Here is a 23,922-nt window from a genome sequence, read left to right as displayed (position 1 = left end):
TCAACTGCCACAGTGTTGTTCATCAGGTTGTCATCTTTTCTGTATCGAGCCGCGGTACAGGCGCGCGGCTACTTGTCTCTAGGCGAAGTGAATGCCGACCGGATCGCAGCAGGCGATGCGGTCGGGCGCATGTCATCAGCGCCGAGCGATACAGAGCCGCAGCAATAGCTTCCGGCCCGATACAAATATGTCGTGGAATGGCGGCGGTCCCCGCACCGCTGTCCATGACCAGCGGTTTCCGAACACTGCCAGGGCAACGATCGCCACAGAGATCCCGACGAGCAGCAACACGGTGGCCGCGCGCGGCAGCACCACGTCGACAAAGATATCCCGACAGACCTCGACCGGCCCTTGGATATGGGGGTGGTCCATCGCCGTAGCAGCACCGTCAGTCGCTGAGGACATGATGCTGTGCGGAGCGTGCGTGTAGGTCTCAGACGGCACGGTGACGATCGCACCAGCGCCGATGAGCAGCCCCCACAGCACTACTGTCAGCGTCAGCGCTGACAATAGTTGCTGTCTCGTGGGGGCGTCGTCATACCTCACAATGCTTTTCACACTAGCAGCGGCGGGCACCATCACGGTCGTGACGCAAAGTCGATTCCAATGTGTTATCCCACCGCGATGACGCCCGATCGGCCGCGCACAAGTTCCACTGCGCAGGATTGAGCATCACAGTGCGCCAATATTTTTGGGTCAGCGGTGTCCACACAGTCCCTGTCCTGAGGCCGTATCCCCGCAGGTCAGCTACTACTTATGTACGTAGTCAGTGGGTTAGTGGTGCGCGATGGCCTCACGGCGGCCGCGGTCGATGCCCAGCTTGGCGAATTGGCGATGCTAAGGCCGTTCAGGCTGCCGCCGCGCGGTGAAAGCTGTCAGCTATGTCACGTCAGCAATCCGGTGAATCACGGTTCGAACTCGGCCGCGCCACCCCGATCTCCTCAACGTGAACCACCCGTCGGCCGACGGCGACCTTTGAGCGCCGGCATCTGCCTCGCCGAACAGGCGGGCGCTCCTGACCGGTGTCGGCGCCCTGCGGAAGATGGATAACCTATGCGGGCGGCCCGCCGGGGCTCTGGTTGGGCAGGTCGGTTATGGGCAGGTTGGGCGCGGGCTTGGGTGATGGTGTGGCCGGCAACTGCGGAATACGGGTGGCTGGAATGTCGGCCAGAGCGTTGGCCGGCGGCCCGTTCTCGCGGCCACCGTAGCTCGATCCGGCGGCCCGGTGGCCGAGCAGGTGGCTCACCGTGACCATGTGGTAGCCATTGACGATCAGCACCGGCAGAAACTGACAGACCACATCAACAGTGCTGGAGTAGGTGTCGTGCAACAACACCACCGATCCCGGCTTGATCTGAGTCTTGAGCATGTAGGTCGTGGCAGCCAGATTCGAATCGTTGATCCAGTCGAAAGGGATAACGTCCCACAGGATCTCGGCGAGACCTTGCCTTGCGGCTTCGGCGTGCACTGAGGGACTGGATAGACCCCCGGCGGGGCGATACAGCGTCGGGGCTCGGCCGGTCGCGGCCGCGATCGCCTCGGTGGCCTTACGCAACTGGGCCGGGATATCGCCGACGGCGACCGTCGACATATTGGGGTGTTCCCAGGTGTGGCCGGCCACCTCCATGCCGGCATCGGCGATTCGGCGCGCTGCCGACGGGTCGGCAGCGACCTTGTTCCCGATCAGAAAGAACGTGGCCTTGGCGCCGCGGTCGGACAGCACTTTCAGGAGCCGGTCAGTGAACGGGCTCGGCCCGTCGTCGAATGTCAGCGCAATGCACTTGGCCTGCGAACAATCCACGGAATCGGCATCGAGGTTGCGTTGACTGCGCGCGCCGACCACCGTCAGCACCCCGGCCAGCACCAACACCACTACCACGACCAGAAGCTGCCACCACAAGCCGCCGAATCGCCGCACCCACATAGCCACCTCACGCCACCTCACTTGTGGCGGCAACCGCCACAACGCGCCACCTACCGCCTTCTACTAAGCGTGACCGTAGATCGCGACCGGGATGTTGTCCAGCCGTGTGCCGATCCCACTTCGCCACGGTGCGTGGCCAGCACCGATAGCCACAGCGGCCACAGTGTTACGCCCGGCGCCTCAGTATCGCCAGCCTTCCCCCGCCAGCCGGTAACCGACGCCTCGGACATTGAGAACCAGCATGGGCTGGGCTGGATTGTCTCCGAGCTTTCTGCGCAGCTGACCGATATGCACGTCGATGTTGGCTGCAGTGCCCGTCCAGTCCGGCCCCCACACGGCGTTGAGCAGTTCCTGACGTGAAAGCACGCCACCGGAGCGCTGCGCCAAGGCTGCCAGTATCTCGAACTGCGTTCGGGTCAACTTGATTTCGGCATCGGCAACGGTCACCTGACGTCGGGCGATATCGATACATAGCGGTCCGAACATTCGTTTGTCGGCCCACCGTGCCCGCCCCGTATGTGACACCGGGCGGATAGGGACGATGGGATTGCGGCCTGGGCCGGCCAACATTGCGAGGAGCCGTTCGCCGAGGTGATCGTCATTCCATGATGGCGTCAGCACCAGGTCGACTCCGTCATTGAAATCCCGGACGGTGCAGGCTACGTCATCGTTGGTCGTGATGACGATGATCTTGCCGTTCGAGCAGCTACGCAGGCGATGGCACGCAGCTAGACCGGCACTCCATGGACCCGTGACCGCCACGATGATCACGGCCGGCCGCTTAGCCCTGGTGATATCCAGAGCCGCAATGCTGTCGGATACGACCAGAACCGGCAACGCCGCGCGCCGGACAACCTCTGCGAGGATGGTCAGACCCTTGCCGTCATCGCCTGTCACCAGGACCCGCTCGGCAAGGGCGCTGTTCTGGATACCCACCGGACAATACTGCACTACTACGTAGGTCGTAGGTGGTTGATTTCGTTGGATGTCAGCGGACTTCAACGAATCGTTACACGACGGCGGAGCGGCCAGCTCCTGCGGTGGCCCCGGTGCTCGCCATTTCGCCGGGCGAGCTGCCTGGCAGTACACATGGGAAACAGGACGCTCAAGGCCTACCTGTACCCACCGCCCGCCCGATCAGGACGGCCCCCACAAGGGTGAGCACGGCGGCCATCGGATAGCCCAGCAGCAGATCCTGGTGAACGACGATATGCAATCGGCCCAGATGCGCGACGGCATGCACGAACGCCATTGCGACTCCAGCGGCTACCAGTACCCATCCGAGCGCGCGGCGGCGGCGTTCGCGCTGGTAGGCGGCCGTGTACGGCGACGGCGTGCGGGCGCGCGGGTAACGCCGGATCGGATTCATGGCAGGACCTTTCGCACAAATCACTCTACTAAGCACCATAGTACTAACTCACTACATACATACAAGGATTGGCGCCGACGTGAAGATCTGGCCGAAACGGCAACAACGAATTACAAACGTGGAATTTGTGACTGGAGTTACAACTGGGGTAAAAGTGCTGTACGGTTCAGAATGGAATTACTGAGGCGCTACATACTGAAGTGCACAGTAGGTGCGGGATATGCCCCGCGTTGCCTAAGCGGGAAGGAGAACACCTCGCATGTCCTCCCTGCCTGATGGCCCACTGCGGCCCGCGGTTGCCATGCGGACCGGTGACAGCGACTGGAATCGGCGGCGGCTGCTGCGGTCGTGTGGTATCGCGCTGACGGCATGGGCTGTGTGCTCAGTGGCTCCAGCCCGAGCCGAACCCAATCCGGGACAATGGGATCCGACCCTGCCTAGCGCACTCAGTGCCGGTGCACCCGGCGACCCCGTGGCGATCGCGAATGCGTCACTGCAAGCCAGTGCCAAGGCGGCACAGACCACCATGGATCTGGGGCGAAAGTTTTTGGGCAGTCTTGGGCTTGTTCCCACTGCCAGCCCAAGCATGGGGGCCGGCGGGCTGCGCGGCAACCGCGTGTATGGCAGGCAAGCGATCGAATACGTGATCCGCCGCGCTGGCTCCCAGATGGGTGTGCCGTACTCGTGGGGCGGCGGAAGCCTGACCGGGCCCAGCCGCGGAGTGGACTCCGGTGCGAACACAGTCGGCTTCGACTGCTCGGGCTTGACCCGGTACGCATTCGCCGGCGTCGGTGTACTGCTCCCCCGCTACTCCGGTGACCAGTACACCGCAGGCCGCCACGTACCGCCCTCGCAGGCGAAACGGGGCGACCTGCTGTTTTGGGGTCCCGGGGGCGGCCAGCACGAGGCGCTCTATCTGGGCGGCGGTCAGATGATCGAAGCCCAACAAACCGGTGTCCCGGTCAAGATCTCGCCAGTGCGCACGTCAGGAATGACACCATTCGTCACCCGCGTCATCGAAACCTGACCACACAGCGGTCAATGCCGGCTAACTGCAGACCAGGATGCCGACTGCTCCGAGAGCCACCATCGTCATCGGTGCGGCAATGACGAGGGCGGCGGCACCGGCAAGTGCGAGCTGCGCACCGATACAGGCACGGTGCTGTGGTGGCGACAGCAGCCGCTCAGCACGGCTCAACACCGCGACATCAGCAGCGCCCAGCGCCGCGGCGGGCGCGACACCGACCAATGCCATCAAACCGTTGATCAGCGGGTCGCACCCATGCCGGCGAGCAGCCGCATCGTCGGCGCACATTTCCAGCAGCCGCGACACCTCGTGCGCCGCCTGTGTCATCAATCCCAGTCGCGGAAATACCAATGCCAAGCCCCGCAACACGGTCATCACGGCGGGATGGTGCCCACGCAGATGCGCGCGTTCATGAGCGATGACCGCCCCCAACTCGTGACGGTCCAGTGCAGCGATCGCCGAACTGGTCACCACGATCGCCGACGGCCGACCCGCCACGCAGTACGCGGCCCGCGCGGTGGCATCAACGACATAGACGTCCTCGTCGGGAGTTGGTCGTCCGACCAGGCGGATGGCTTGGGCGTGGCCGTGGGCCTGGGCCCGCAGCCGTGCGATCGTGCGGCCAATACGAATCGCGAAGCGCGCCATAACGACTACCACCGTCGCCAATCCCACCAACACACCGACTTGGGCAGCGCGGCCCGCGTCACCGGCCGCCAGCTCGCACAGCGCCGCGACGCACGCCACCACAAACGAATTGCGCTGACCCCAATGCGCCGCCACATCGACGACCAGCAGCCCCGCCACGACCAACCACGTCGCGAGCATGCTGCCGATCGCGGCCAACCAGGCCGTCACACCGAGCCTCGGCGCGTGCCCGGCGCGCGACAGCCGACGCAGCACAGCGGGCCCGACGACCAGCACCACGGTGCTGTAGATCGTCAGGCACGCGGCCAAACTCACCGCTTACTCGCCTTTTTAGCCTTGGCCCGGCTGTTGCGGCGCGCCAGCCGACGCAGCGCTTCGCGCAGCCGTTCGGTCTCGGCAGGGTCGATCTGCTCGATGAAATGGTTGAGCACCAACTCCGGCTGGCCGCCACCGTCGAGCGCATTACGCATGAGCTGAGCGGAGTGCTCTTCGCGGGTCATGACAGCCCAGTACCGGTAGGCGCGTCCGTCACGCTCGCGTTCCAGCCACCCCTTGTTATGCAGGTTGTCCATGGTCGACATCACCGTGGTGTAAGCGATGTTGCGTTCGGCGATGAGCTCATCGAGTATGTCGCGCACAGTGACTGTTTCGGGATCATGGTTCCAGACACGATCCATGACAACGGCTTCCAGCTCTCCGAAACCTCGTGTCCGCACAGTGTCACCTTCCAACGATCTTCGCACCCACCCTACCTGGTGACCAGGCCCGTAGCCTCACCTGAGACGGACCGTGTCCCCGTTGACGGTCGGCTCCCGAGCGCGACACCGATACCCAGAACGGCAATGTCGCACCAACGGCGGGGGCTACTGCTGCGACGACCCCCAACCTGACTCGACTCCCGCTGTGGGCCTTGGATACAGATGGCCTCCGCCAAAGGTTGCTCCGTCCGGTCACCGCGGCGGCTGCAGTCCGATCAGGACGATTCCGATGATCACCAAGATTGCCGCCATGGGAAAACCCAGCAGCACATCGCGCATGCCGGGAACATGCCATTTCGCGATGTGGGCGATGAGATGCGCGGTAGCCACCGCCGCACCAACCACCACGAAAAGCCATCCCGCCGTGTGCAGCAGAACCGGCAGGCTACTCAGCCCAGGTGAAGGCCGAGGTCGTCGTGGCGAACGGTGACCTGTCACGGTAGGCCCAGTCCGGTAGGACACGACACCAAGCCCCACAAGATCAGGACCCCCAGCATCACCACGCCGCCGGCAAGCAGCCTGGTGCAACCAGCTGCCAGTGCCACCGCAAACCCGTTGGGACGGGCCGAAATAGGGGCCGATAATCGCGCCATCCGCACATCAGTGCTCAATGCGCCCATACCCAATGCTTCTGCGGGAGCAGGGGAAGCCTGCAGGGTCTGCAACGCTCGACGCAACCCGTGCCGACCATGGACGCGGGCGACGCAGGCGTCGGCGTCGAGCTCGACGAGGGTGGCCACCAGCGCAGGAGATTGCCGCATCAGCGGTAGCCAGCCAAGGCCGGCCGCGGCGGCGTGTGCCATGCCTGTCAGCAGATGGTGGCGTCGCCTCACGTGGGCACGCTCGTGAGCCTGCACGGCCTCTACGGCGGCCGGGTCAAGACAGTGGCGCAGGCCCATGCTCATCACCACCAGCGCGGGCCGCCCCGACAAGCTATAGGCCAGCGGCTCGCCCACCGGCAGCCACAGCGTGGCCGACCGGTGCGGGCGCCGTCCCGTCAGCAGCCAGGACAGCTGAACATGACGATCATGGAGCCGGCGTCGTTGCCGCACCGTGCCGGCCCATCGCCATCCACCGCATGCCACGGCCACGACGAGCGCACCGCCGCTGAAGGTTGCGGCGATAACGTCCCATTTCCCGAGGCCGCGCGCCGGTGAGGTCAGCCCACACAGGTGCAGCAGCTGCGCAAACGCTGGAAACGCGATCGCCGCCGTCGTGGTCAACACCGCGAACCCCCACACGGCAAGGACGATCGCGGCGTCGCTGCCCCGACGCGTCATCAGGCGCAAAACCGGCGGCGTCCCGACACCGAGCGCCACACCCATGACCGCCCACCACAGCGCACTGGTCATCAAACATCGCGCCGTTCGGTGAGGCCGCGCACCAACGCTTGGCTCTCCTCCTCGGAGGCGCCGCGCGCGAAGTGCAGGAGTGCGGCGCTGGGATCACCACTGTCGGCCAGCAGATCACGCACGGCGTCGGTAGCTGCCTGAATCCGGCTGCGCGTCGCGCGGTAGGTATAGGCCCGGCCGTCACGTTCGCGGCTCAACCAGCCTTTGCGATACAGATTGTCCATGACTGTCATCACCGTCGTGTAAGCCGGATGACGAGTCGCGTCGAGCTGCTCGAGGACCTCCCGAACACGCACCGGCTGGTCACAGCGCCAGATCACCGCCATGATCGCGGCCTCCAATTCACCCAGGCCCGGCAGTGACCGTCGCACGCCCGGGGCGCGTCGGCGGGCATCGCGAGTGCTCACGGTTGGGTCTTTCGCTGGTGTGCGGTGGCCACCGATTTCTGGATCTGTGCGACATCGCGAAACACCGTCACGTCGTGCAGGCGCCGCACCGATCCGTCGGTGTCGACGAAGTAGCTCAACGGAAGCACCGGCGGTGCCGCCAGCGCAGCAGCCGCGTCGTCGGCGTCGGTGAACGACGGGTAGCTGATATGCAGGTCACGCATGAGTGCCACCGCCGAACCCGGGCGATCCCTCAGGTTGATACCGACGACCCGCGCGGCGCCGGCAGTATGGGTGTAGGCCTCCAGCACCGGCATTTCGTCGCGGCACGGCCCGCACCAGGCCGCCCACAGATTCAGCAGCGTCGGCCTGCCTGCCACCGACGCACCCAAGTCGATCACCTGCGACGATCCAATGCAGCGTGCACCCACACCGGACAGCGTGGGCGCTGCGGTCCCACCCGAAACCGGGACCGGGCAGGCAGCCACGCCTTCCTCGGAGACCGTCGAGGCCACCGGCGCCGCCGCGTCTCGGGCCGAAGCTGGTTGCTCACTCGGGTGATGAGTGGCGACCAGAATCGCCGCGGCAGCCACCGTGACGACACCGGCAACGGTCAGCACAGCTTTGTTCATTGACGCTCACTACGTGCAGCAGGGCCAACGGCCTCAGGCATCCGCGCGGCCGGAGTCGGACAACTGCGCATGTCCGCCAGGCGCCGCCACAGTGCCCACCCCACCAGGGCCAGGGAGGCGACGGCGATGACGGGTTGCACCGGTGCCCACATCGTCAACGCGCCGGAAGCCCCGACCGCAGCAACCACAAGCTTGTTGCAGACCGGGCAACCGACTGCCAGCAACGACCCCACGTTGGCGACCAGTCCTATAGGTCCCGTCCGTGCAGGCACCGCCGATCGGCGCCCGACATAGGTTGCTGTCAGTGCTCCGCTGGCCGCCGCGACCAGCCCCCAGACGACATAGCTCCACCACGGTGGCGGCGTCATCCGAACGAACAGCGGGTTGTGCACCAATGCGCTCGGTATGCCGACCGCCAGACCCACCACACCGGTCGCCACGACAGCCACCACCACCTGTAGCCGTGTGGGTCGGTACACATTCATTCTGCGTCCCATCTTCTTATTACCGCCGCACTCAGTACTAGGCAAAATAGTAGATCACCATCCGTAGTTGCGGGTTGCCGGCGGGAATGACGTCAATCCAGTGCGCTGCCCTTCAGCCACTGGTCCCATGGAAGGCTCCAATCGCCGTTCTGCCAAAGCTGCAGCGGCTGGCCGCCGGTGTTGCGGACCTCGACGACGTCGCCGGGTTGGGAGAAGTCGTAGAACCAACGAGCGTTGTCGGGATTGAGGTTGAGACAGCCGTGCGACACATTGGTGTTTCCTTGCGCCCAGACCGTGCTTTCAAGCTGGTGCAGATATATGCCGTCGGTGCTGATTCGTGTTGCCCAGTAGATGGTTTCGCGATATCCCAGCCGCGAGTTGATCGGCAGCCCGTAGGTGGAAGAGTCCATGATCACGGGGTTGGCCTTATCCATCACGGTGTAGACGCCGGGCTGGGTCCAAAACGACAGCGTTTGGCCGTTGATGGTCTCGGTTCCACCCATTCCCATCGAGGTGGGCATCGTTCGAACCAATTGGCCGTTGTTGAACACGCTGACTTGTTTGGTCGTGTCATCGGCGATCGACACGTGGGCGTCCCCAATGGAGAAACGCACTCGGGCATCCTCCTGGCCATACAGACCGCCGCCCAACGATGCGCCGTAGATGTTGGCCTGCACCGTCACTGAGGTACCCGGCGCAAAGTAGGCCGGCGGGCGCCAATGGGCCGTCTGGTCATCAACCCAGTACCACGATCCCCGCACTGCCGGTGACGTGGTCACCACGAAGCGCCGTTCCGCGGCGGCCCGATCGGCGATGGGTTCGTCGAACCGTGCCACGACCACCGTGCCGATGCCGTACGTGGCGTCCTCACGCAGTGCCGTTCCCGCTGTCGTGGTCAGTTGCACCTGCGTCTGATTGCTCGGCACCACTGTCGAAAACTGCGATGTTCGCTGCACCGAGGTGCCGTCGGCCCCCACCGCTGTCGCGTTGATCGTATAGGTGCGGCCATATCCCAGCGGTACTCCCGGTTTCCACACTGCATAGTCGGGGGTGGTGACACCGACGATACGGTTGCCCTGCTCGTTGGTCATCACGACCTGTGACAGTGCTCCCGAGGTTGCCGACACCGTCACTGGCGCTAACGGGTCCACGCCGGCGGCGTCCATGCCTGGGCTGATCTGCAGTTCCGGGCGGGGAAGTGCCGCCGCGTCAAGGGCTTCGGGCGTTGTCTGCCCGAAGCCGCAGCCGGGGCATTTGGACAGCGAGGTCACTTCTACGATTCCCAGCGTCGCGGTCGCGCCCAAGACCACCGCCAGCAGCGCGACCCGAATCCGGCGGTCCATCATCGTCACACCCCCGATCTATCACGCATACCACCGACTTTAGTTATCTACTATCTCACATAGTAGATAACCGGGAGTGCACGTACCGACTTGTTGCTCAAAGACTTATGAAGTTCTTTTGTTGCGCGTCGTCGGCACCTAAGTGTTATCACTTCGAGACTGTGACGGCAGTGACCGGTGGGGCTCCTGTGAGTTACGGTACTACTGCGTAGTTCAGTAGTGCGGTGTGGAATGGGTGTCGACCGGCGGCGGAAAGTTCTGGAGTTCGGGGGAACACCGCCATCGGGAACCTGCGACGCCCCTTGCGACGGAGAAACCCCATGCGTCCTGGGCGCTATTTCCTCAATCGGGCCGTGGCCGCGATCGCCACTGTGACGACTGTGGTCGGGTCCGGCCCTGTCGCATGGGCCTCCCACGACGTAGTCGGACAGCGTGATGAGGCTGCGGTGGCATCGTTGGTAGCCGCCGTCGCCGAAGCCGATCAGCAATTGGCTGGGGCCGCGGCCGCTATTCAGCAGCGCCAGGAGTCGGTCAATAAGGCTCTCGTGGACCTCGCACATGCTCGCGACAACGCTGAGTCCGCCCGCCGCGACGCCGATTCCCGCGTGCGTGCCCTCGCCGATGCCGGTGCGGCGATCACATCGGCGCAACAGCGCTTCGATGACGCCGCAGCCGCCACCTACATCCACGGTCCCTCTACCGCGCTGCTGTCGGTATCTCGGCCCGAGGACCTGATCACGGCGGTCAATGCCGACCGTGAACTGATCCGCAGCCACCAAACGGTGCTCGCACGATTGCAGCGTGCGCGCACCACCACGGCCAACCTGTCATCAGCGGCCCGCTCGGCCGAAGGGCGTGCAGCCACCGCGGTGAGCGACGCCGAACGCAGCCAACAGGCCGCCATCGCGACACTCACCGAGGCTCAGACCCAATTTCGCACCCAACAGATAGCAGTGGACCGCCTGGCCACAGCGCGTGCCCGCGCGCAGGAACGCCTTGACGCCCAGCTGGTATCAAAGTCTCGGCCCGCAGCGGGCACCACGGCGGCCGGCGGCGACACGTGGGACCGTGCCCCTACCGGGAGACCCGATGCCGGCCAATGGGATACGACGCTGCCGATGGTGCCCAGCGCAAACTTGGCCGGCGATCCGGTGGCCATCATCAACGCGGTGTTGCAGATCTCGGCGACCTCGGCTCAAGTGACTGCCCAGATGGGCCGCACTTTTCTGACGTCGTTGGGCATCCTGCCCAAGGCGGCCACCCCGGCTGACCCCGGCTTCACCAACGGACGGATTCCCCGTGTCTATGGCCGCCAGGCCTCCGAATACGTCATCCGTCGCGCCACGGCGCAACTGGGCGTGCCCTACTCGTGGGGCGGCGGCAACGCCAGCGGTCCGTCCCGGGGAATCGACCAAGGCGCCAACACCGTCGGCTTCGACTGCTCGGGCCTGATGCTCTACGCATTCGCCGGGGTGGGCATCAAGCTAGATCACTACTCCGGATCGCAGTACAACGCCGGCCGCAAGATCCCGTCGTCACAGATGCGCCGCGGCGACTTGATCTTCTACGGCCCCGACGCAAGCCAACACGAGGCCATGTACTTAGGTGACGGCCAGATGCTGGAAGCGCCGTTCACCGGGTCGCAGGTGCGCATCGCCCCGGTGCGCTCTAGCGGGATGATGCCGTACGTGACCCGCCTCATCGAGTATTAACCATGCGTTGCGGTCAGCTCCGATAATTCAAACTGGTCATCATGCCGGCGTCTTGGTGATAGGTGTTGTGACAGTGCATCATCCACACGCCGGGGTTGTCAGCGACAAACTCCACCCTCAACCGCTGCATGGGCAAGACGATCACCGTGTCTTTGCGCGGACCTTTACGTCCTTGGGCGCCGACCACCTCGAACGTGTGGCCGTGCAGATGCATCGGGTGCCACATCATGGTCATGTTGTTGAACGTGAGCGCGACGCGCTGTCCTTCCCGGACCTCAAGTGGGTGGGTCTTGGTGAACGGTTGCCCGTTGATGGTCCAGTCGTACTTCGTCATCGACCCGCCTAGTTCGGCGGGCAGTTCGACGTCGGCGGCTGCCGCGGGAAGCGCAGCCCCCGGCGCTGGGACCAATCCATCGACAGTCGCCACACGCCCGCCCAACTCGCCAGGACTGAAATCGGGCGCCGGCGGCGAACCTGCGCCGGTGACCAACAACGCCCGGGTCGAGGCATTCTTGCCCTCTGCCGAGGCGACAAGTGGAAACACCCCGTCACCGGCGGTGACGACCACGTCGTAGCGCTCCCCCATCCCGAGCAGCACCGCATCGGCCTGGCTAGGAACCACCGCGAAGCCGTCGGTGTGAGTCACCGTGAGCTGGTGTCCGGCCAGCGCGACCCGAAATGCGGTATCGGATCCGGCGTTGATCAGCCGGATACGCACACGATCACCGGGATTGGCTCGAAAAGTGGTGGGCTCCTGCGGAACCCGCCCATTGGCAAGGTACAGCGGGTAGCTCACATCACCGGCATCACCACCGAGCAGCTCACTGCTGCCCATGTCGTTGCCGCCGCCTTGCATGCCCGGCATTCCAGGCATCCCAGTCATTCCTGGCATGTCGTGCCCACCGCCAGAACCGCCGCCGCGCAACCTGTCATAGATTTCGGCAGGGCTGGGGCCGACCCCGTCAGTCCAGTCATCGAACATGACCACCCATTCGGCGTCATAGTCGCCCGGGTCGTTGGGGTCATCGACGATCACCGGAAAATACAGGCCCGTATCGGCATCCAGGCCGGTGTGCGGGTGGGCCCAGTAGGTACCCGGATGCGGAAGGGAAAACCGGTAGGTGAACTCACTGCCCGGCTTGATATCGGGAGTAGCCGGTGAGGCCCCATCCATGTCGTTGCGCAACGCAATGCCGTGCCAGTGCACCGATGTCGCGTGGTCAAGCCGGTTGGACAACGTGACTGCCAGTTCGTCACCGACCGAGGCGCGCACTAACGGGCCCGGCACCGAGCCGTTGTAGGACAGCGATTCGGCGAACTGGCCGCCCAGGTCGAGTCGTACACGTTCAGCGCTCAATGTGGACGAGATGGTGCGGCCACTGTGTGGCCGGCGTGACTCGGCTGCGGCAATTGCGTCGGCCAGGTTGGTGCGGGTGGTCGTGGCCGTTTCCCGGCCACAGGCGGCCAAACCGAGACCGGCCGCGGTCACCGTGGCCGCCGCGAGAAAGCCTCTGCGGCTCAACTGATAATGCTGCGGTTCACTCACTACGCACTTCCCCAGGGCGACTGATGTGGCTTGTGAAGTATCGCATCACGGGCCGCTGCGGGACCGTGCTTGCTGTTGCCCGGATCGTGGAAAACAGCCGCCACCGACACCCAGACCATCGTCCACATCAATACCAGCAAGGCGCCGGCCCCCAGCCACACCGTCCATTGTCGGCCCGCATCGATAACGGCGACCGCCAACTCGCTACTCATCATTGCCTCCTTGCCACCACTTTGGCGCGGCCAGCCGTAGATCGAATAATGGTCATGTGAAGATTTGTTGAAGATCGTTGCGACGGCGGCTGATTCCGCGAAGTCTCAGCAGATGGACACCGAGTCAGCGCTGCGCGGTGACCACGGGGCGCAGCTGCGGGCACTCATCGTTGATGATGAGACGGCGCTTGCCGACCTGGTGGCAAGCTACCTAGCGCGTGAGCGCTTCACCACCCGCATCGCCACCAATGGGTCAGAAGCGTTGATGCTGGCGCGTGAATTCGATCCTGAAGTGGTGGTCCTGGACCTCGGCTTACCCGGCATCGATGGGCTTGAGGTGTGTCGCCAGCTTCGCACCTTCTCCGACGCCTACGTGGTCATCCTCACCGCCCGCGACACCGAAACCGACACTCTCGCGGGCCTGGCCGCCGGTGCCGATGATTACCTCACCAAACCCTTTAGCCCCCGTGAACTGGTTGCCAGGGTGCGCGCCCTGCTGCGTCGACCCCGCACCGAAACCGTCGACCAACCCGGCATGCCCACCCAGATCGCAGGGCTACGCATCGATGCAGCCGCACGTGAAGTGACACTGGAGGGCAAGCCAATCACCTTGACTCCCAACGAGTTTGACATTCTCAGTGCGTTATCGGCACACCCCGGGATCGTCCTGAGCCGACGACAACTGCTCGAAGCGATCCACCGAGCCCCCTGGTTCGGCGACAGCCATCTCATCGATGTGCATATCGGCCACCTTCGGCGAAAACTCGGGGAGGACCCCACCGCCCCACGCTACGTCATCACCGTGCGCGGCGTGGGCTACCGTCTGGGCAGCCACCCCGATGCCGCCGAGCGCGGGTGATCACTGCCGCAACCGTTCAGCTGGTCGCCAACACCAGCAGAGCAGACCGATCGCCTAGAGTGCGACCAGAATCTGGTTCATGGTGTCGATCTCTTGCTGTTGGCTGGTGACGACCGACTTGGCCAGCGTCACGGCATCGGGGAACTGTCCGCTTTTCGCCTCGGTTTGAGCCATCACGATCGCGCCCCTGTGATGCTCGGCCATCTGCGTCAGAAACAACTTGCTCGCCTCCACGCCTTCGGCAGCCCGAAGAGCCGCCATGTCCTGCTCCGACATCATACCGCCACCCGCGTTGCCCATATCGTGGCCAGGCATGCCCGGCATGGACGAACCGGGCGAGGACGAGGTGGTCGACACGTCCCAGTCGGCCAGCCACCCGCGCATCTGCTCGATCTCGGGGCCCTGAGCGGCTTTGATGTCGTTGGCCATCGACACAACGCGAGGGTCAATGCCCTGCTTGGCCAACAGGATGTCACTCATCTCGATCGCCTGCTGGTGATGCGGAATCATCCCCTGGACAAATGCAACATCGGCATCGTTATGGGCCTGGGTCTGCGCACCACCGGGCGATGAGGCCGCCGATGTGGACTGCGCCCCCGGCGATGTCATCGCACCCATGTCGTGATCGTTGGTGTTACCACTACACGCAGCCAAGCCAATCGCTGCGGCCGCGGCCGCAGCAGCGATCGTGGCAGATCTCATGAGAAACACACGAATACCTTTCGTCGTGAGCACACGCAATGCGCAGCCTGTGCCAGGCGCGCCCTTCCATCGTGACCAATAGATGCACGGGCTACCCGGATTTTCGACAAAGAATCAGTAAAGGGCCCGGACGGACCGAAGAATCCCGGCGAGGTCCCGCTGGTGCGCGGTCCACCCCGTGCGGGAAATCGGCCAGATGAAACACACTGCCACTCAAGGCTTTCAGTCCAGACCCCGAACGTAGCCCACTGAGAAAACGTTGCGGCCGCTAACATCACCGGCACTGCACGCCCATACCCTTCGGGGGTAGAGTATAGGAGGTAGTGATATGTCTGCGGATGCGACCGCGATAACCGCTGATGGCCAAACCATCGCCTACGGGCTACGAGGACGTAGGCCGGTCGTCGGCTATGCCCACGGGGCGCTACTGAGCCGGTCGGCGGTGCGCGGTCTGGATCTCTTCGACATCGACGCACTGGCCCCCGACGGCGCGCTGCTCACCTACGACCAGCGCGGACATGGCCAATCCACCGGCCGACCAGTCGCCGAGGACTACCGCTTCGAGCACGCCGCCTCAGATCTACTTGCGGTGCTCGACGCAGCCGGCGTCGACGAGCCGATCGATTTCGTAGGCTCATCCTTGGGCGCCGCCGCCGCGCTGTATGCCGCGCTCATCGCTCCAGAACGCTTTCGCCGGCTGGCCCTGCTCATTCCACCGGTGTCCTGGGAGACCGGCCCAAACCATATGCGGCAGTGGTACGCCGATGCTGCCGACCGTGTCGAACAGATAGGCCCCACGGCCTGGCGTCGGGAATGGGCCGCCGCCGAACCATTGCCGATATTCGCCGATTATCCTCCAGCTGCATTCGACCCTGATGTTGCCGACGAACTCCTCGCTCCGGTACTACGCGGCGTGGGCATGTCCGAATTACCCGAACCGCACGCGGTGAGGACGCTACCCCATCCGACGCTGATCCTGGCATGGCAGACCGACCCGCTTCACCCGGTGACCACCGCAGCGCACCTGCACGTGCTCATAGACGACTCTCGACTGGACATCGCGCACTCAGTGAGCGACATCAAAACCTGGACACGCCAGGTCGCAGAGTTCTTCGGGGACTGATCCCCTCGGTGCGTGTGCGCGACGAGATCGGTTACAGGATGGGGGATGCCGAATCTGTGAGGGCTGCCCCGGCCTGGTCGTCAGGGGTGAATCCGCAACGCATCCATGGTGACGCTTACCAGCCGCGCAACGGCCTCGTCGCCCCGCAGATCACCCGCTGCAGTCAGGGCGTGCATGCAGAACGTGGCCAGCTCCGCTGCGTCGACGTCAGTGCGTACCTGACCAGCGGCCGCGGAGTCGGCGATCAACCTGGCCACCACGTCGCGGAGCTCACACCGTGCGGCATCGACATGCTCATCGGCATGGACGAGCCGCACCAACTCGGCATCGTGGCGGCCGGAATGCTGCTGGATGTGCGCATAGGCGGTCAGTGCTGCCGTCAGACGCTGGTAGGCACTTCCCGCACTCTCGCTGATGTCGCGAAGCCGGTGCAGATGGGAATCGATTTGGCACCGATGCCACGACCGCAGAATTGCGTCAACGTCGGGGAAGTACTTGTACAGGGTGGCGCGCCCGATGCCCGCGGTTTCAGCGATCTGGCTCATCGTGACGCTGCGCACACCATGCTCGACGACGAGGGCGGCTGCTGTGGACAACACGGTGTCGCGCACATCGCGGCGGTGGGACTCGATCGTCTCTCGCCACAGCTTGGGCATCCCCCTACGTTACACATCATCCCGCCTATAGACATAGTGAATACAGGCGAGACATAGTGTATTGATAAATCGCAGATTTTCCTGCCAGCTGAGGAGCGCCCATGTTTGTTCCCGCTCATGCACCCCATCCCAACCACCCCGTGGCCGGTCCGCACGACCTCTATGACTCGAAGCCGCCATGGGATATCGACCGACCCCAAACCGCCTTGCTGAGGTTGGCCCAATCCGGCTGCCTGAAAGGCAGCGTTCTTGATATCGGCTGCGGCACAGCCGAACACGCGTTGATGGCCGCCCGAGAGGGCCAGGAAACGACCGGTGTAGATCAATCTGTCCGTGCAGTCGAACTTGCCGAAGCGAAGGCCCACGCTCGCGGCCTGTCAGTACGATTCATCTGCCACGACGCCTGCCGATTGGCCGAGTTGGACGAGACTTTCGACACCGTGATTGACTGCGGACTCTTTCACATCTTCACCGACGCCGCGCGCGCCGACTACGTGGACAGTCTGAGTTCGATCCTCGCTGTAGGTGGCCGCTATTTCATGCTGGGTTTCAGCGACGTCGAGACACGCAACTGGGGACCGCAGCGGTTGAGCAAAACCGAAATCATTACTGCGTTCGCCGACGGTTGGCAGGTCGATGCGATCGAACCCGCAGCTATGGAACTGGCCGTCGAGCCGTACCGGGTCGCGGCCTGGCTCGTCGCACTGACCCGGCGGTGAACCACCAATGCCGACCAGCCGGGCTTATCTGGCCACCAATGCGGCCAGCCGTTATCTGATCCAGTTCTGTCGCCACTGCCAAGCCATCAACCGGCACCGCACGGCACCTGGTCTCTGCAACCACACCGACACAGACACCCTGCAGCACGATCGCGTCGAGGCAACCTGCACCGATACACAGGGATTGGCAAAACTTCCACCCTGGGGCCAGTGCCACTTCACCGTCACCTCTTCGGGACTGCTCATTGCGGTTTCGGCGCGCGATGAGCGTGGACTGCGCATCATCGAACGAGTCGTCGCAGCCAACTTCGCACGCTTTGGTTGCGGCACATTGAACATCGCGTGGCACACGCCCGACGGATCCGAAGGTGTCCAGCCGTGAGTACCGCGAAACAACGGCGGCATCGCTTCGTTGGATTGGCGATCGTGGCCACAGTCGCGAGCCTGCTGGCAGCGATCCATATTGGTTTGGGGATGTTCCTGCTGACGCACTGGACGTGGTCGCTGGGCGTCCTTATCGCTGCAGCAGCCGCGAAGGTGATCGTGGTCCTCGTCGTACGCCAGCGGCGCCGGGCAGGGCGCCCCGGCCACCGCAGAGGTAACACGAGCGCGCACCCCGTCAGGCCAGAGCGAAAGCCGTCCCGGGATGCGTGATGGCCACGAGGAACACATTCTCGGCCCTGTGGTCCGCGGACAAAGCCGGCAGATGGTGAGGGAATGCAACAAACATCGGCGTTGGGCGCAAATATCACCCGAGCAATCCACCACTTACGCCCGCCACGGCAACCTTTAACGAAACTTCATCGAACGACTAGCCAAGTCATAAACAAACCACTGAAACTGGGGAAGAAATCTCCAGCGGCCGTGGCGCGGTAGACCTATAGCGCCCATCAGGAACATCACCCACACGAAGCCCCAAGGCCGACCGTGAACCTGTCAGCTCGAAATGAACGTTCTAGGACACCGATGCGCGCAACCATCGCCGCGGTACTGGCACTCGCGACACTGTTGGTCGCTGCATGTGCGAAGCAAAACGGCAGTGAATCAACCGGATTGGCGCACATTCACGGCCTCGGCCTCAACCCCGCCGACAACACCCTCTATGCTGGAACGCATTACGGTGTGTACCGCTTCACCGCTGATGGCACCGGCGCTGAACGCGTGGGCGACACCGTCGCCGACTTCATGGGCTTCACCGTCGCCGGACCCGATCACTTTCTCGGCAGCGGCCACCCCGGCGAAGGTGATCGCAGCGCGCCGGCCAATGTCGGCTTAATCGAAAGCGCCGACGGAGGACGCACATGGGCGCCATTGTCGCTGCGCGGCGAAGCCGACTTTCATGCCCTGAAAGTGCGGGGCGACACCGTCTTCGGTCTGGATGGTCGCACCCAGACCGTGCTGGTCAGCACCGACCGCCGCACCTGGGCGCCGCGCGCCGCCATCAACGCGGCCGATATCGCGGTGTCACCGACGGATCAGAACATCGTCCTCGCATCCACCCCTGACGGGCTGGCGCGCAGCACTGACCAAGCACGAACGTTCAGCGCGGCCGCTTCTGGTCCCGTCCTGGCGTTGCTGAGCTGGCCTGACGACGGCCCGTTGGTTGGAGTGGATCCAACCGGAACAACATACGTCAGCGCGGATTCCGGCGCGACGTGGCAGCAGCGCCAGGAACTCAACACCCGCCCACAGGCACTACTGGCAGCAGGAGACGGCGTGGTGTTCCTGGCTACCACCGAGGGCATCCTGCGTTCCACCGACAACGCAACGACATTTCACACGTTCTACACACCGGCTCCACAATGACGCGATCCCTCAGCAGCGTGAGCAGCATGGTGACTCAGACGCCACAACCTGTAGCTACTGCAAACGTACGTAGATAGTAGAATGTGCAGACGTGCGTGCCGATGCCGGCAGCCGATTCCATCTGGAGGTGAAGACATGAGGCAGCACAACGTCCGCCGGATGGCGGCAACCGCTGCGACGTTGGCCACCCTCGCGGCGACGGTAGCCTTTTCCGGCCCGTCCGCGCTGGCCGACCCCCAAGACATCCCCGGCCCAGGTCCTGGCGCACCGAGCGCACCAGCAGATCCAGCGCCCCCCTCTCCCGACCCCTTCGGGTTCGCGCCCCCGCAGCAGCCCGCGCCACCGGTCGCCCCACTTGCCAATGGCGGCCAGCCAGCGCCCGGCGAGATCCCTGCCGGCCAGAACCCCGCGCCTTTCGTCGGAGAGCCGCCGTTCCTACCGCCAAGTTTCAACCCCGTCAACGGTTCAACCGTCGGCGTCGCCAAGCCGATCGTCATCAACTTTCAACGGCCCATCGCCGACCGGCCGCTGGCCGAACAGGCCATCCGCATCTCCTCCGACCCGCCCGTGCCCGGCAAGTTCTACTGGATGACCGACAGCCAGGTACGTTGGCGGCCGATCGACTTCTGGCCCGCGCACACCACCGTGACCGTCGACGCCGCCGGCACCAGATCGAGCTTCCGCACCGGTGACGCGTTAGTGGCCACCATCGATGACAAGACTCATCAAATGGAAATCATGCGCAATGGCAAGCTGGAAAAGACCTTCCCCGTCTCACTGGGTAAGAAGGGCTACGAGACACCCAACGGCACGTACTACGTCCTGGAGAAGTTCGCCGACATCATCATGGACTCCTCCACCTACGGCGTCCCGGTGAACTCCAAAGAGGGCTACAAACTCAAGGTACAAGACGCCGTCCGCATCGACAACAGCGGCATCTTCGTCCACAGCGCACCGTGGTCAGTGGCCGATCAAGGCAAACGCAATGTCAGCCACGGGTGCCTCAACCTCAGCCCCGCCAACGCCCAGTGGTTCTTCGACAACTTCGGCAGCGGCGACCCCGTCGTGGTCAAGAACTCCATCGGCACCTACAACCAGAACGACGGCGCCCAAGACTGGCAGATCTAACCCACATCAGAAGGTCTGCGGGCCAAGCTACCGGCCCTGGCCCACCTCGGCTCCCACACCGACGATACGTACGACCCCAGGGCCCACCCGGGTCGACAGAGTTTAGGAAGGCAGATGCGCGGCTAACCGTCATTGCGCTCGAAAGATCGGCGATTCACCGCGCGTCCGCGCCAATCGTAGAGCGACACTGAATATCGAGACGGGGGTGAATTCGTGTTCGCGGCAGTGGCGTGGATGCTGGGGCTATCCCTGGGGGGTATTGCCGCCGCTTACGGCGCCAGCCGCATCGTGTCAGGCGCGACTCCCACGTTGGTGTCATTGCCGTTTCAATCCGGGTGGCCGCCTGCCGAGCACGCCCTATCGCGCTATCACGTGCGGTGGTACCTGGCCACGCTGATATTCCTCGCATTCGACGTCGAAATGCTGTTCATGTACCCGTGGGCGGTGGTCGTTGCACGCCTAGGCACATCGGCAGTTGTCGAAATGTTCGTCTTTCTCGGCGTGCTGCTCGTAGCGGTGGTGTGGGCATGGCGAGAGGGCGCACTGCGATGGGTGTGACAACGCTGCTGGCCCGTTGGGCAGCCCGTCGCCCACATGTCCTGCTGGTGGAGGTCCCGGGGCAATGGCAGCTCCGAGCGTCGGTGGAGCGGGAGCTGGCGGCGCGCGGATGGCAGGTCGCGGCCTCCCCCGCCGCCGCAGACGTGCTGGTCGTCTGCGGCCACCCCGGACCAACGCTCAACGTGGTCATCGACCACATCTGGGAGCAGCTACCGGGCCCGCGCGTGCGTACCGAGATCCCCAACATCGATGTCATCGCCGCGGCGCTCGACGATGCCGTCACGACACTGATCGACACCCAGCATCAGCGCGACGACGCCCGTGAACGCCGGCAATCACCGGTCGCCGACAATGCCTCGGACGCCGATCGTCACGCTATGGATCACAGTGGGATGCACCACGAGCAGATGCACCATCACGAGATGAATCACGAGCACGCTCACCACCATGAGATGAGCCACGAACACGCTCACCATCCCGAGATGAGCCATCAGCACATTCATCATGACGGGATGGACATGGCGCCGGCGGGTATCGCGCTGGCACAGGGCGCCGACGACCGCGATGGCCTCGAAATGGATGTTCTCCGAGTGCGATTGGGTCCGATCTTGCCGCACTGGCCAGCCGGTCTGGTACTGGACTGCACGTTGCATGGTGACGTCATCGCCGACGCCGAGGCGTCACGTGTGGACGCTGAGCACCTTCGGCCATCGACCGGCCCGGCCTTGTCGCTGGCCCAACAGTGCGACCACATTGTCGACGTGTTGGCTCTGGCGGGCTGGCCGCACGCCGCGCAGCTGGCCCGCCGGGCGCGCGATGCGCTGCTCACCGCAGGCACCGACGGTGACCGGGTCAGGCCACTGCTCGACGCATTGCACGGCAAGGTGCGCAGGTCACGGGTGTTGCGGTGGTCGCTGCGCGATCTCGGCGCGCTGTCTGTTGACGAGCTGCACAGTCAGGCCTGGCCCGGTGGCTGGGCAGGTGACACCTACGATCGCCTGTTGTGCACAATTGACAATGCCCGCAACGGTATTCAACCACCAGCGTTTAGCGCCGAGGTGACCGGCGCGGTGCCCGGGATCGTTGCCGGCCTGGACGTCGCAGCTGCCCGGCTCGTCATCGCCAGCCTCGGGATAGACATCACTCGCATGACGCAGGCCGCACATCATGGATGACACCACCGTGCTGGTGCCCGCAGCGTGGTCGGCGGCTGCTGCGGCACTGCTGACCGTCCTGGCGTGTTACGCCGCCAGCCTCGACTCCGCGCTCAGCGCCCGCACCGCTGCTGCTCGAAGATTTTCTGTGGCAGCCCCGTTGTATGAGGCGGCGCGCCTGTTGCGGCAACGACGCCGGGTCACAGTGGCCGCCGACACGCTGCTGTGGCGCATCGGCAGCGCCGGCCTGTTCATCGTCGCCCTGCTCATGATCACCGTGATTCCGCTGGGCCGGTGGACATTGCTCGATCTGGACGTCGGTGTCATGTGGTTCAACGCGATGGATGTCATGGTGTGGGCGTTGGTGTGGCTAGCCGGGTGGGGACCGAACTCGGTACATCCCCTGATCGGCGGCTATCGCTTCCTGGCCCACGGCTTGGCATACGAGCTGCCGTTGATGTTCGCTCTGGTCGCCCCCGTCATCGCCGCCCAAAGCCTGCATATCGGTTCAATCTCTGCCGCACAACAAGGCCTGTGGTTCGCGGTATGGATGCCCGTCGCCTTTGCGGTGTACTGCATTGGGGTCGCAGGGTTTTCGGTGTGGGGTCCGTTCCGCCCCGCGCTGGTCGTCGACATCGCCGGTGGTGTGGCCGCCGAGTTGTCCAGTGTCGACCGGCTGCTGTTCGAGGCGGGCCGGTACGCGCTTTTGGCCGCCGGCGCGGGGTTCGCGGTGCCGATGTTCCTCGGTGGTGGCGCCGGCCCGGTCCTTCCCGACTGGCTGTGGACCCTCGTGAAAACCGCTGCGTTGCTGAGCGTTTTGGTCTGGCTCAAGCAGCGGCTGCCCGTTTTTCGGCCGGACAAGTTCATGGAGATCGGATGGATGGTGCTGCTGCCCGCCGTCCTCGCGCAAGACCTGATCCTGGCCGTCGTCGCCGTCTGGAGGTATTGATCAATGATCACCCATGTCGTGTTCTGGGTTAGCGCCCTCGTCGCAGTGCTCGCCGGCGCCGCGGTGTTCTGGGTGGACTCGATGGCGCGGGCCACCTACGCCTTGGCCGCCTCATTCATTGCGGTGGGCATCGCGGTGTTGTTGATGCAACAGAACTACATCGGCGTGACCATCATCTTGATGATGGTCATGGAAATGGCAGTGATGGCCGTCTACATGGTCATGTTCATGGGAATGAATCCCGCGCTGATGCCGATGAGCATGGTGCACGGCAAGCGGCCGGCCCTCGCTCTCGCCGCCGCAACGTTCACTGTCCTGTCGGTCGGGATCTTGCTCGTCGACTGGCCGGCCCGCCGCGGCGCCCCTGCGCCGGATCTCACCGCCGCGCTCGGTGAGGCATTGATGGGCCCCCAGATGCTGGTGATGATCGTGATCAGCCCGGTCATGGTAGCCACCATCGTCGCCGGGGTGGTGCTGGCCGCGAACCGCACCCGCTATGACCGGTTCGGCGACAACCTCGATCAACGACCCGCCCGCGACCCGCAACCCGGCGGGGTCGGCCGATGACGTTGCAGACAGTGCTGATCGTTGCGGCGGCGATCTTTGCCGTAGGCCTGTACGGGGCGCTGTCCCAGCAGGTCGTCGTGATGGTCATGATGGGCCTGGAACTGATGATCAACGCGGTCATCCTCGCCGCCGCGGCGTTCTGGTGGTTCCTGGCGCCCCACCCGAGCGGGCAGGTGCTCCTGCTGGTCGTCATCGCGGCGATGACAATCGAAATGGCCATGGGTTTCGCCGTGGCCACATTGCTGCACCGCGACCGGCGAGCCGACATGACCGACATGGCCACCGAGCTGTCCGGGTGATGACGGCG

The 23,922-nt window shown here is 64.3% G+C and carries 30 protein-coding genes; 14 read left to right on the top strand and 16 right to left on the bottom strand.

Annotation, left to right across the window (positions count from 1 at the left end; translation table 11 throughout):
* Positions 1 to 135 precede the first annotated feature (135 nt).
* The 4 genes from JF781_RS13730 to JF781_RS13715 form a co-directional block, all read right to left on the bottom strand.
* The gene (locus JF781_RS13730) at positions 136 to 582 is read right to left on the bottom strand and encodes a hypothetical protein (RefSeq protein ID WP_225341237.1); all 447 of its coding nucleotides are present in this window, start codon (positions 580 to 582) and stop codon (positions 136 to 138) included.
* Between the two features lie 469 nt (positions 583 to 1,051).
* Positions 1,052 to 1,924 carry a polysaccharide deacetylase family protein gene (locus JF781_RS13725; RefSeq protein ID WP_225341265.1) on the bottom strand — a complete coding sequence of 291 codons (873 nt, stop codon included), beginning with the start codon at positions 1,922 to 1,924 and terminating at the stop codon, positions 1,052 to 1,054.
* Positions 1,925 to 2,104: 180 nt separating this feature from the next.
* Entirely contained in the window at positions 2,105 to 2,860 is a 756-nt protein-coding gene (locus JF781_RS13720) for a response regulator transcription factor (RefSeq protein ID WP_225341236.1), read from the bottom strand.
* Positions 2,861 to 3,029: 169 nt separating this feature from the next.
* Positions 3,030 to 3,293: a hypothetical protein gene (locus JF781_RS13715; RefSeq protein WP_225341235.1), complete on the bottom strand. Its 264-nt coding sequence runs from the start codon at positions 3,291 to 3,293 to the stop codon at positions 3,030 to 3,032.
* 301 nt (positions 3,294 to 3,594) lie between these two features.
* Between JF781_RS13715 and ripB the strand changes: the two genes are divergently transcribed.
* Positions 3,595 to 4,320, top strand: a complete 726-nt coding sequence (ripB, locus tag JF781_RS13710; protein ID WP_225341264.1) for an NlpC/P60 family peptidoglycan endopeptidase RipB — start codon at positions 3,595 to 3,597, stop codon at positions 4,318 to 4,320.
* Between the two features lie 21 nt (positions 4,321 to 4,341).
* Here ripB and JF781_RS13705 read toward each other — a convergent pair whose 3' ends face one another.
* The 8 genes from JF781_RS13705 to JF781_RS13670 form a co-directional block, all read right to left on the bottom strand.
* A complete protein-coding gene (locus tag JF781_RS13705) occupies positions 4,342 to 5,283 on the bottom strand; it encodes a M56 family metallopeptidase (protein ID WP_225341234.1) in 942 nt (313 codons plus the stop codon).
* Positions 5,280 to 5,684, bottom strand: a complete 405-nt coding sequence (locus tag JF781_RS13700) for a BlaI/MecI/CopY family transcriptional regulator (protein WP_225341263.1) — start codon at positions 5,682 to 5,684, stop codon at positions 5,280 to 5,282. The genes JF781_RS13705 and JF781_RS13700 overlap by 4 nt, the downstream gene beginning before the upstream one ends.
* A 234-nt stretch (positions 5,685 to 5,918) precedes the next feature.
* A complete protein-coding gene (locus JF781_RS13695; RefSeq protein ID WP_225341233.1) occupies positions 5,919 to 6,056 on the bottom strand; it encodes a hypothetical protein in 138 nt (45 codons plus the stop codon).
* 104 nt (positions 6,057 to 6,160) lie between these two features.
* A complete protein-coding gene (locus JF781_RS13690) occupies positions 6,161 to 7,078 on the bottom strand; it encodes a M56 family metallopeptidase (RefSeq protein WP_225341232.1) in 918 nt (305 codons plus the stop codon).
* A complete protein-coding gene (locus tag JF781_RS13685) occupies positions 7,078 to 7,437 on the bottom strand; it encodes a BlaI/MecI/CopY family transcriptional regulator (protein WP_225341262.1) in 360 nt (119 codons plus the stop codon). The genes JF781_RS13690 and JF781_RS13685 overlap by 1 nt, the downstream gene beginning before the upstream one ends.
* A 44-nt stretch (positions 7,438 to 7,481) precedes the next feature.
* A complete protein-coding gene (locus tag JF781_RS13680; RefSeq protein ID WP_225341231.1) occupies positions 7,482 to 8,096 on the bottom strand; it encodes a TlpA disulfide reductase family protein in 615 nt (204 codons plus the stop codon).
* On the bottom strand, positions 8,093 to 8,545 hold the full coding sequence (locus tag JF781_RS13675; protein ID WP_374109699.1) for a hypothetical protein: 453 nt from the start codon (positions 8,543 to 8,545) through the stop codon (positions 8,093 to 8,095). The genes JF781_RS13680 and JF781_RS13675 overlap by 4 nt, the downstream gene beginning before the upstream one ends.
* A gap of 128 nt (positions 8,546 to 8,673) precedes the next feature.
* On the bottom strand, positions 8,674 to 9,924 hold the full coding sequence (locus JF781_RS13670; protein ID WP_225341261.1) for an Ig-like domain-containing protein: 1,251 nt from the start codon (positions 9,922 to 9,924) through the stop codon (positions 8,674 to 8,676).
* A 320-nt stretch (positions 9,925 to 10,244) separates the two neighbouring features.
* Here JF781_RS13670 and ripA point away from each other — a divergent pair, with 320 nt between their 5' ends.
* On the top strand, positions 10,245 to 11,636 hold the full coding sequence (gene ripA, locus JF781_RS13665) for an NlpC/P60 family peptidoglycan endopeptidase RipA (protein ID WP_255641837.1): 1,392 nt from the start codon (positions 10,245 to 10,247) through the stop codon (positions 11,634 to 11,636).
* A 13-nt stretch (positions 11,637 to 11,649) separates the two neighbouring features.
* Here ripA and JF781_RS13660 read toward each other — a convergent pair whose 3' ends face one another.
* Together JF781_RS13660 and JF781_RS13655 are read right to left on the bottom strand one after the other, a co-directional pair.
* The gene (locus JF781_RS13660) at positions 11,650 to 13,158 is read right to left on the bottom strand and encodes a multicopper oxidase family protein (protein ID WP_304621374.1); all 1,509 of its coding nucleotides are present in this window, start codon (positions 13,156 to 13,158) and stop codon (positions 11,650 to 11,652) included.
* Between the two features lie 23 nt (positions 13,159 to 13,181).
* A complete protein-coding gene (locus tag JF781_RS13655) occupies positions 13,182 to 13,397 on the bottom strand; it encodes a hypothetical protein (protein WP_225341228.1) in 216 nt (71 codons plus the stop codon).
* A gap of 109 nt (positions 13,398 to 13,506) precedes the next feature.
* Between JF781_RS13655 and JF781_RS13650 the strand changes: the two genes are divergently transcribed.
* Positions 13,507 to 14,253 (top strand): response regulator transcription factor, encoded by a 747-nt coding sequence (locus JF781_RS13650; RefSeq protein ID WP_225341260.1) that lies wholly within the window; start codon positions 13,507 to 13,509, stop codon positions 14,251 to 14,253.
* A 54-nt stretch (positions 14,254 to 14,307) separates the two neighbouring features.
* Here the strand turns inward: JF781_RS13650 and JF781_RS13645 are convergent, their stop codons facing one another.
* The gene (locus tag JF781_RS13645) at positions 14,308 to 14,955 is read right to left on the bottom strand and encodes a DUF305 domain-containing protein (protein WP_225341259.1); all 648 of its coding nucleotides are present in this window, start codon (positions 14,953 to 14,955) and stop codon (positions 14,308 to 14,310) included.
* A 328-nt stretch (positions 14,956 to 15,283) separates the two neighbouring features.
* On the opposite strand from JF781_RS13645, the gene JF781_RS13640 reads away from it, so the two are divergent.
* Positions 15,284 to 16,078: an alpha/beta fold hydrolase gene (locus JF781_RS13640; RefSeq protein ID WP_225341227.1), complete on the top strand. Its 795-nt coding sequence runs from the start codon at positions 15,284 to 15,286 to the stop codon at positions 16,076 to 16,078.
* A gap of 80 nt (positions 16,079 to 16,158) precedes the next feature.
* On the opposite strand, the gene JF781_RS13635 is transcribed toward JF781_RS13640, so the two are convergent.
* The gene (locus tag JF781_RS13635) at positions 16,159 to 16,734 is read right to left on the bottom strand and encodes a TetR/AcrR family transcriptional regulator (protein WP_225341226.1); all 576 of its coding nucleotides are present in this window, start codon (positions 16,732 to 16,734) and stop codon (positions 16,159 to 16,161) included.
* A 101-nt stretch (positions 16,735 to 16,835) separates the two neighbouring features.
* Here JF781_RS13635 and JF781_RS13630 point away from each other — a divergent pair, with 101 nt between their 5' ends.
* From JF781_RS13630 to JF781_RS13585, 10 genes are all read left to right on the top strand, one after another.
* Positions 16,836 to 17,453, top strand: coding sequence for a class I SAM-dependent methyltransferase (locus JF781_RS13630; RefSeq protein ID WP_225341225.1), 618 nt, complete (start codon positions 16,836 to 16,838; stop codon positions 17,451 to 17,453).
* A gap of 7 nt (positions 17,454 to 17,460) precedes the next feature.
* Positions 17,461 to 17,835, top strand: a complete 375-nt coding sequence (locus JF781_RS13625; protein ID WP_225341224.1) for a DUF2218 domain-containing protein — start codon at positions 17,461 to 17,463, stop codon at positions 17,833 to 17,835.
* On the top strand, positions 17,832 to 18,107 hold the full coding sequence (locus JF781_RS13620; RefSeq protein ID WP_225341223.1) for a hypothetical protein: 276 nt from the start codon (positions 17,832 to 17,834) through the stop codon (positions 18,105 to 18,107). Before JF781_RS13625 ends, JF781_RS13620 begins: the two co-directional genes overlap by 4 nt.
* A gap of 312 nt (positions 18,108 to 18,419) precedes the next feature.
* The gene (locus JF781_RS13615) at positions 18,420 to 19,259 is read left to right on the top strand and encodes a F510_1955 family glycosylhydrolase (protein WP_225341222.1); all 840 of its coding nucleotides are present in this window, start codon (positions 18,420 to 18,422) and stop codon (positions 19,257 to 19,259) included.
* A gap of 135 nt (positions 19,260 to 19,394) precedes the next feature.
* A complete protein-coding gene (locus JF781_RS13610) occupies positions 19,395 to 20,387 on the top strand; it encodes an Ig-like domain-containing protein (RefSeq protein WP_225341221.1) in 993 nt (330 codons plus the stop codon).
* 213 nt (positions 20,388 to 20,600) lie between these two features.
* Positions 20,601 to 20,945, top strand: a complete 345-nt coding sequence (locus JF781_RS13605) for an NADH-quinone oxidoreductase subunit A (RefSeq protein ID WP_225341220.1) — start codon at positions 20,601 to 20,603, stop codon at positions 20,943 to 20,945.
* Positions 20,936 to 22,120 (top strand): hypothetical protein, encoded by a 1,185-nt coding sequence (locus JF781_RS13600; protein WP_225341219.1) that lies wholly within the window; start codon positions 20,936 to 20,938, stop codon positions 22,118 to 22,120. The genes JF781_RS13605 and JF781_RS13600 overlap by 10 nt, the downstream gene beginning before the upstream one ends.
* The gene (locus JF781_RS13595) at positions 22,113 to 23,048 is read left to right on the top strand and encodes a complex I subunit 1 family protein (RefSeq protein ID WP_225341218.1); all 936 of its coding nucleotides are present in this window, start codon (positions 22,113 to 22,115) and stop codon (positions 23,046 to 23,048) included. Before JF781_RS13600 ends, JF781_RS13595 begins: the two co-directional genes overlap by 8 nt.
* Positions 23,049 to 23,051: 3 nt before the next feature.
* A complete protein-coding gene (locus JF781_RS13590; RefSeq protein ID WP_225341217.1) occupies positions 23,052 to 23,615 on the top strand; it encodes an NADH-quinone oxidoreductase subunit J in 564 nt (187 codons plus the stop codon).
* Positions 23,612 to 23,914 (top strand): NADH-quinone oxidoreductase subunit K, encoded by a 303-nt coding sequence (locus JF781_RS13585; RefSeq protein WP_225341216.1) that lies wholly within the window; start codon positions 23,612 to 23,614, stop codon positions 23,912 to 23,914. The genes JF781_RS13590 and JF781_RS13585 overlap by 4 nt, the downstream gene beginning before the upstream one ends.
* Positions 23,915 to 23,922 lie beyond the last annotated feature (8 nt).

Source organism: Mycobacterium sp. WUMAC-067 (assembly GCF_020217485.1).
Lineage (GTDB): Bacteria > Actinomycetota > Actinomycetes > Mycobacteriales > Mycobacteriaceae > Mycobacterium.
Note: the sequence above shows the minus strand (reverse complement) of the source record. Positions and strands in the feature narration are given on the sequence as shown.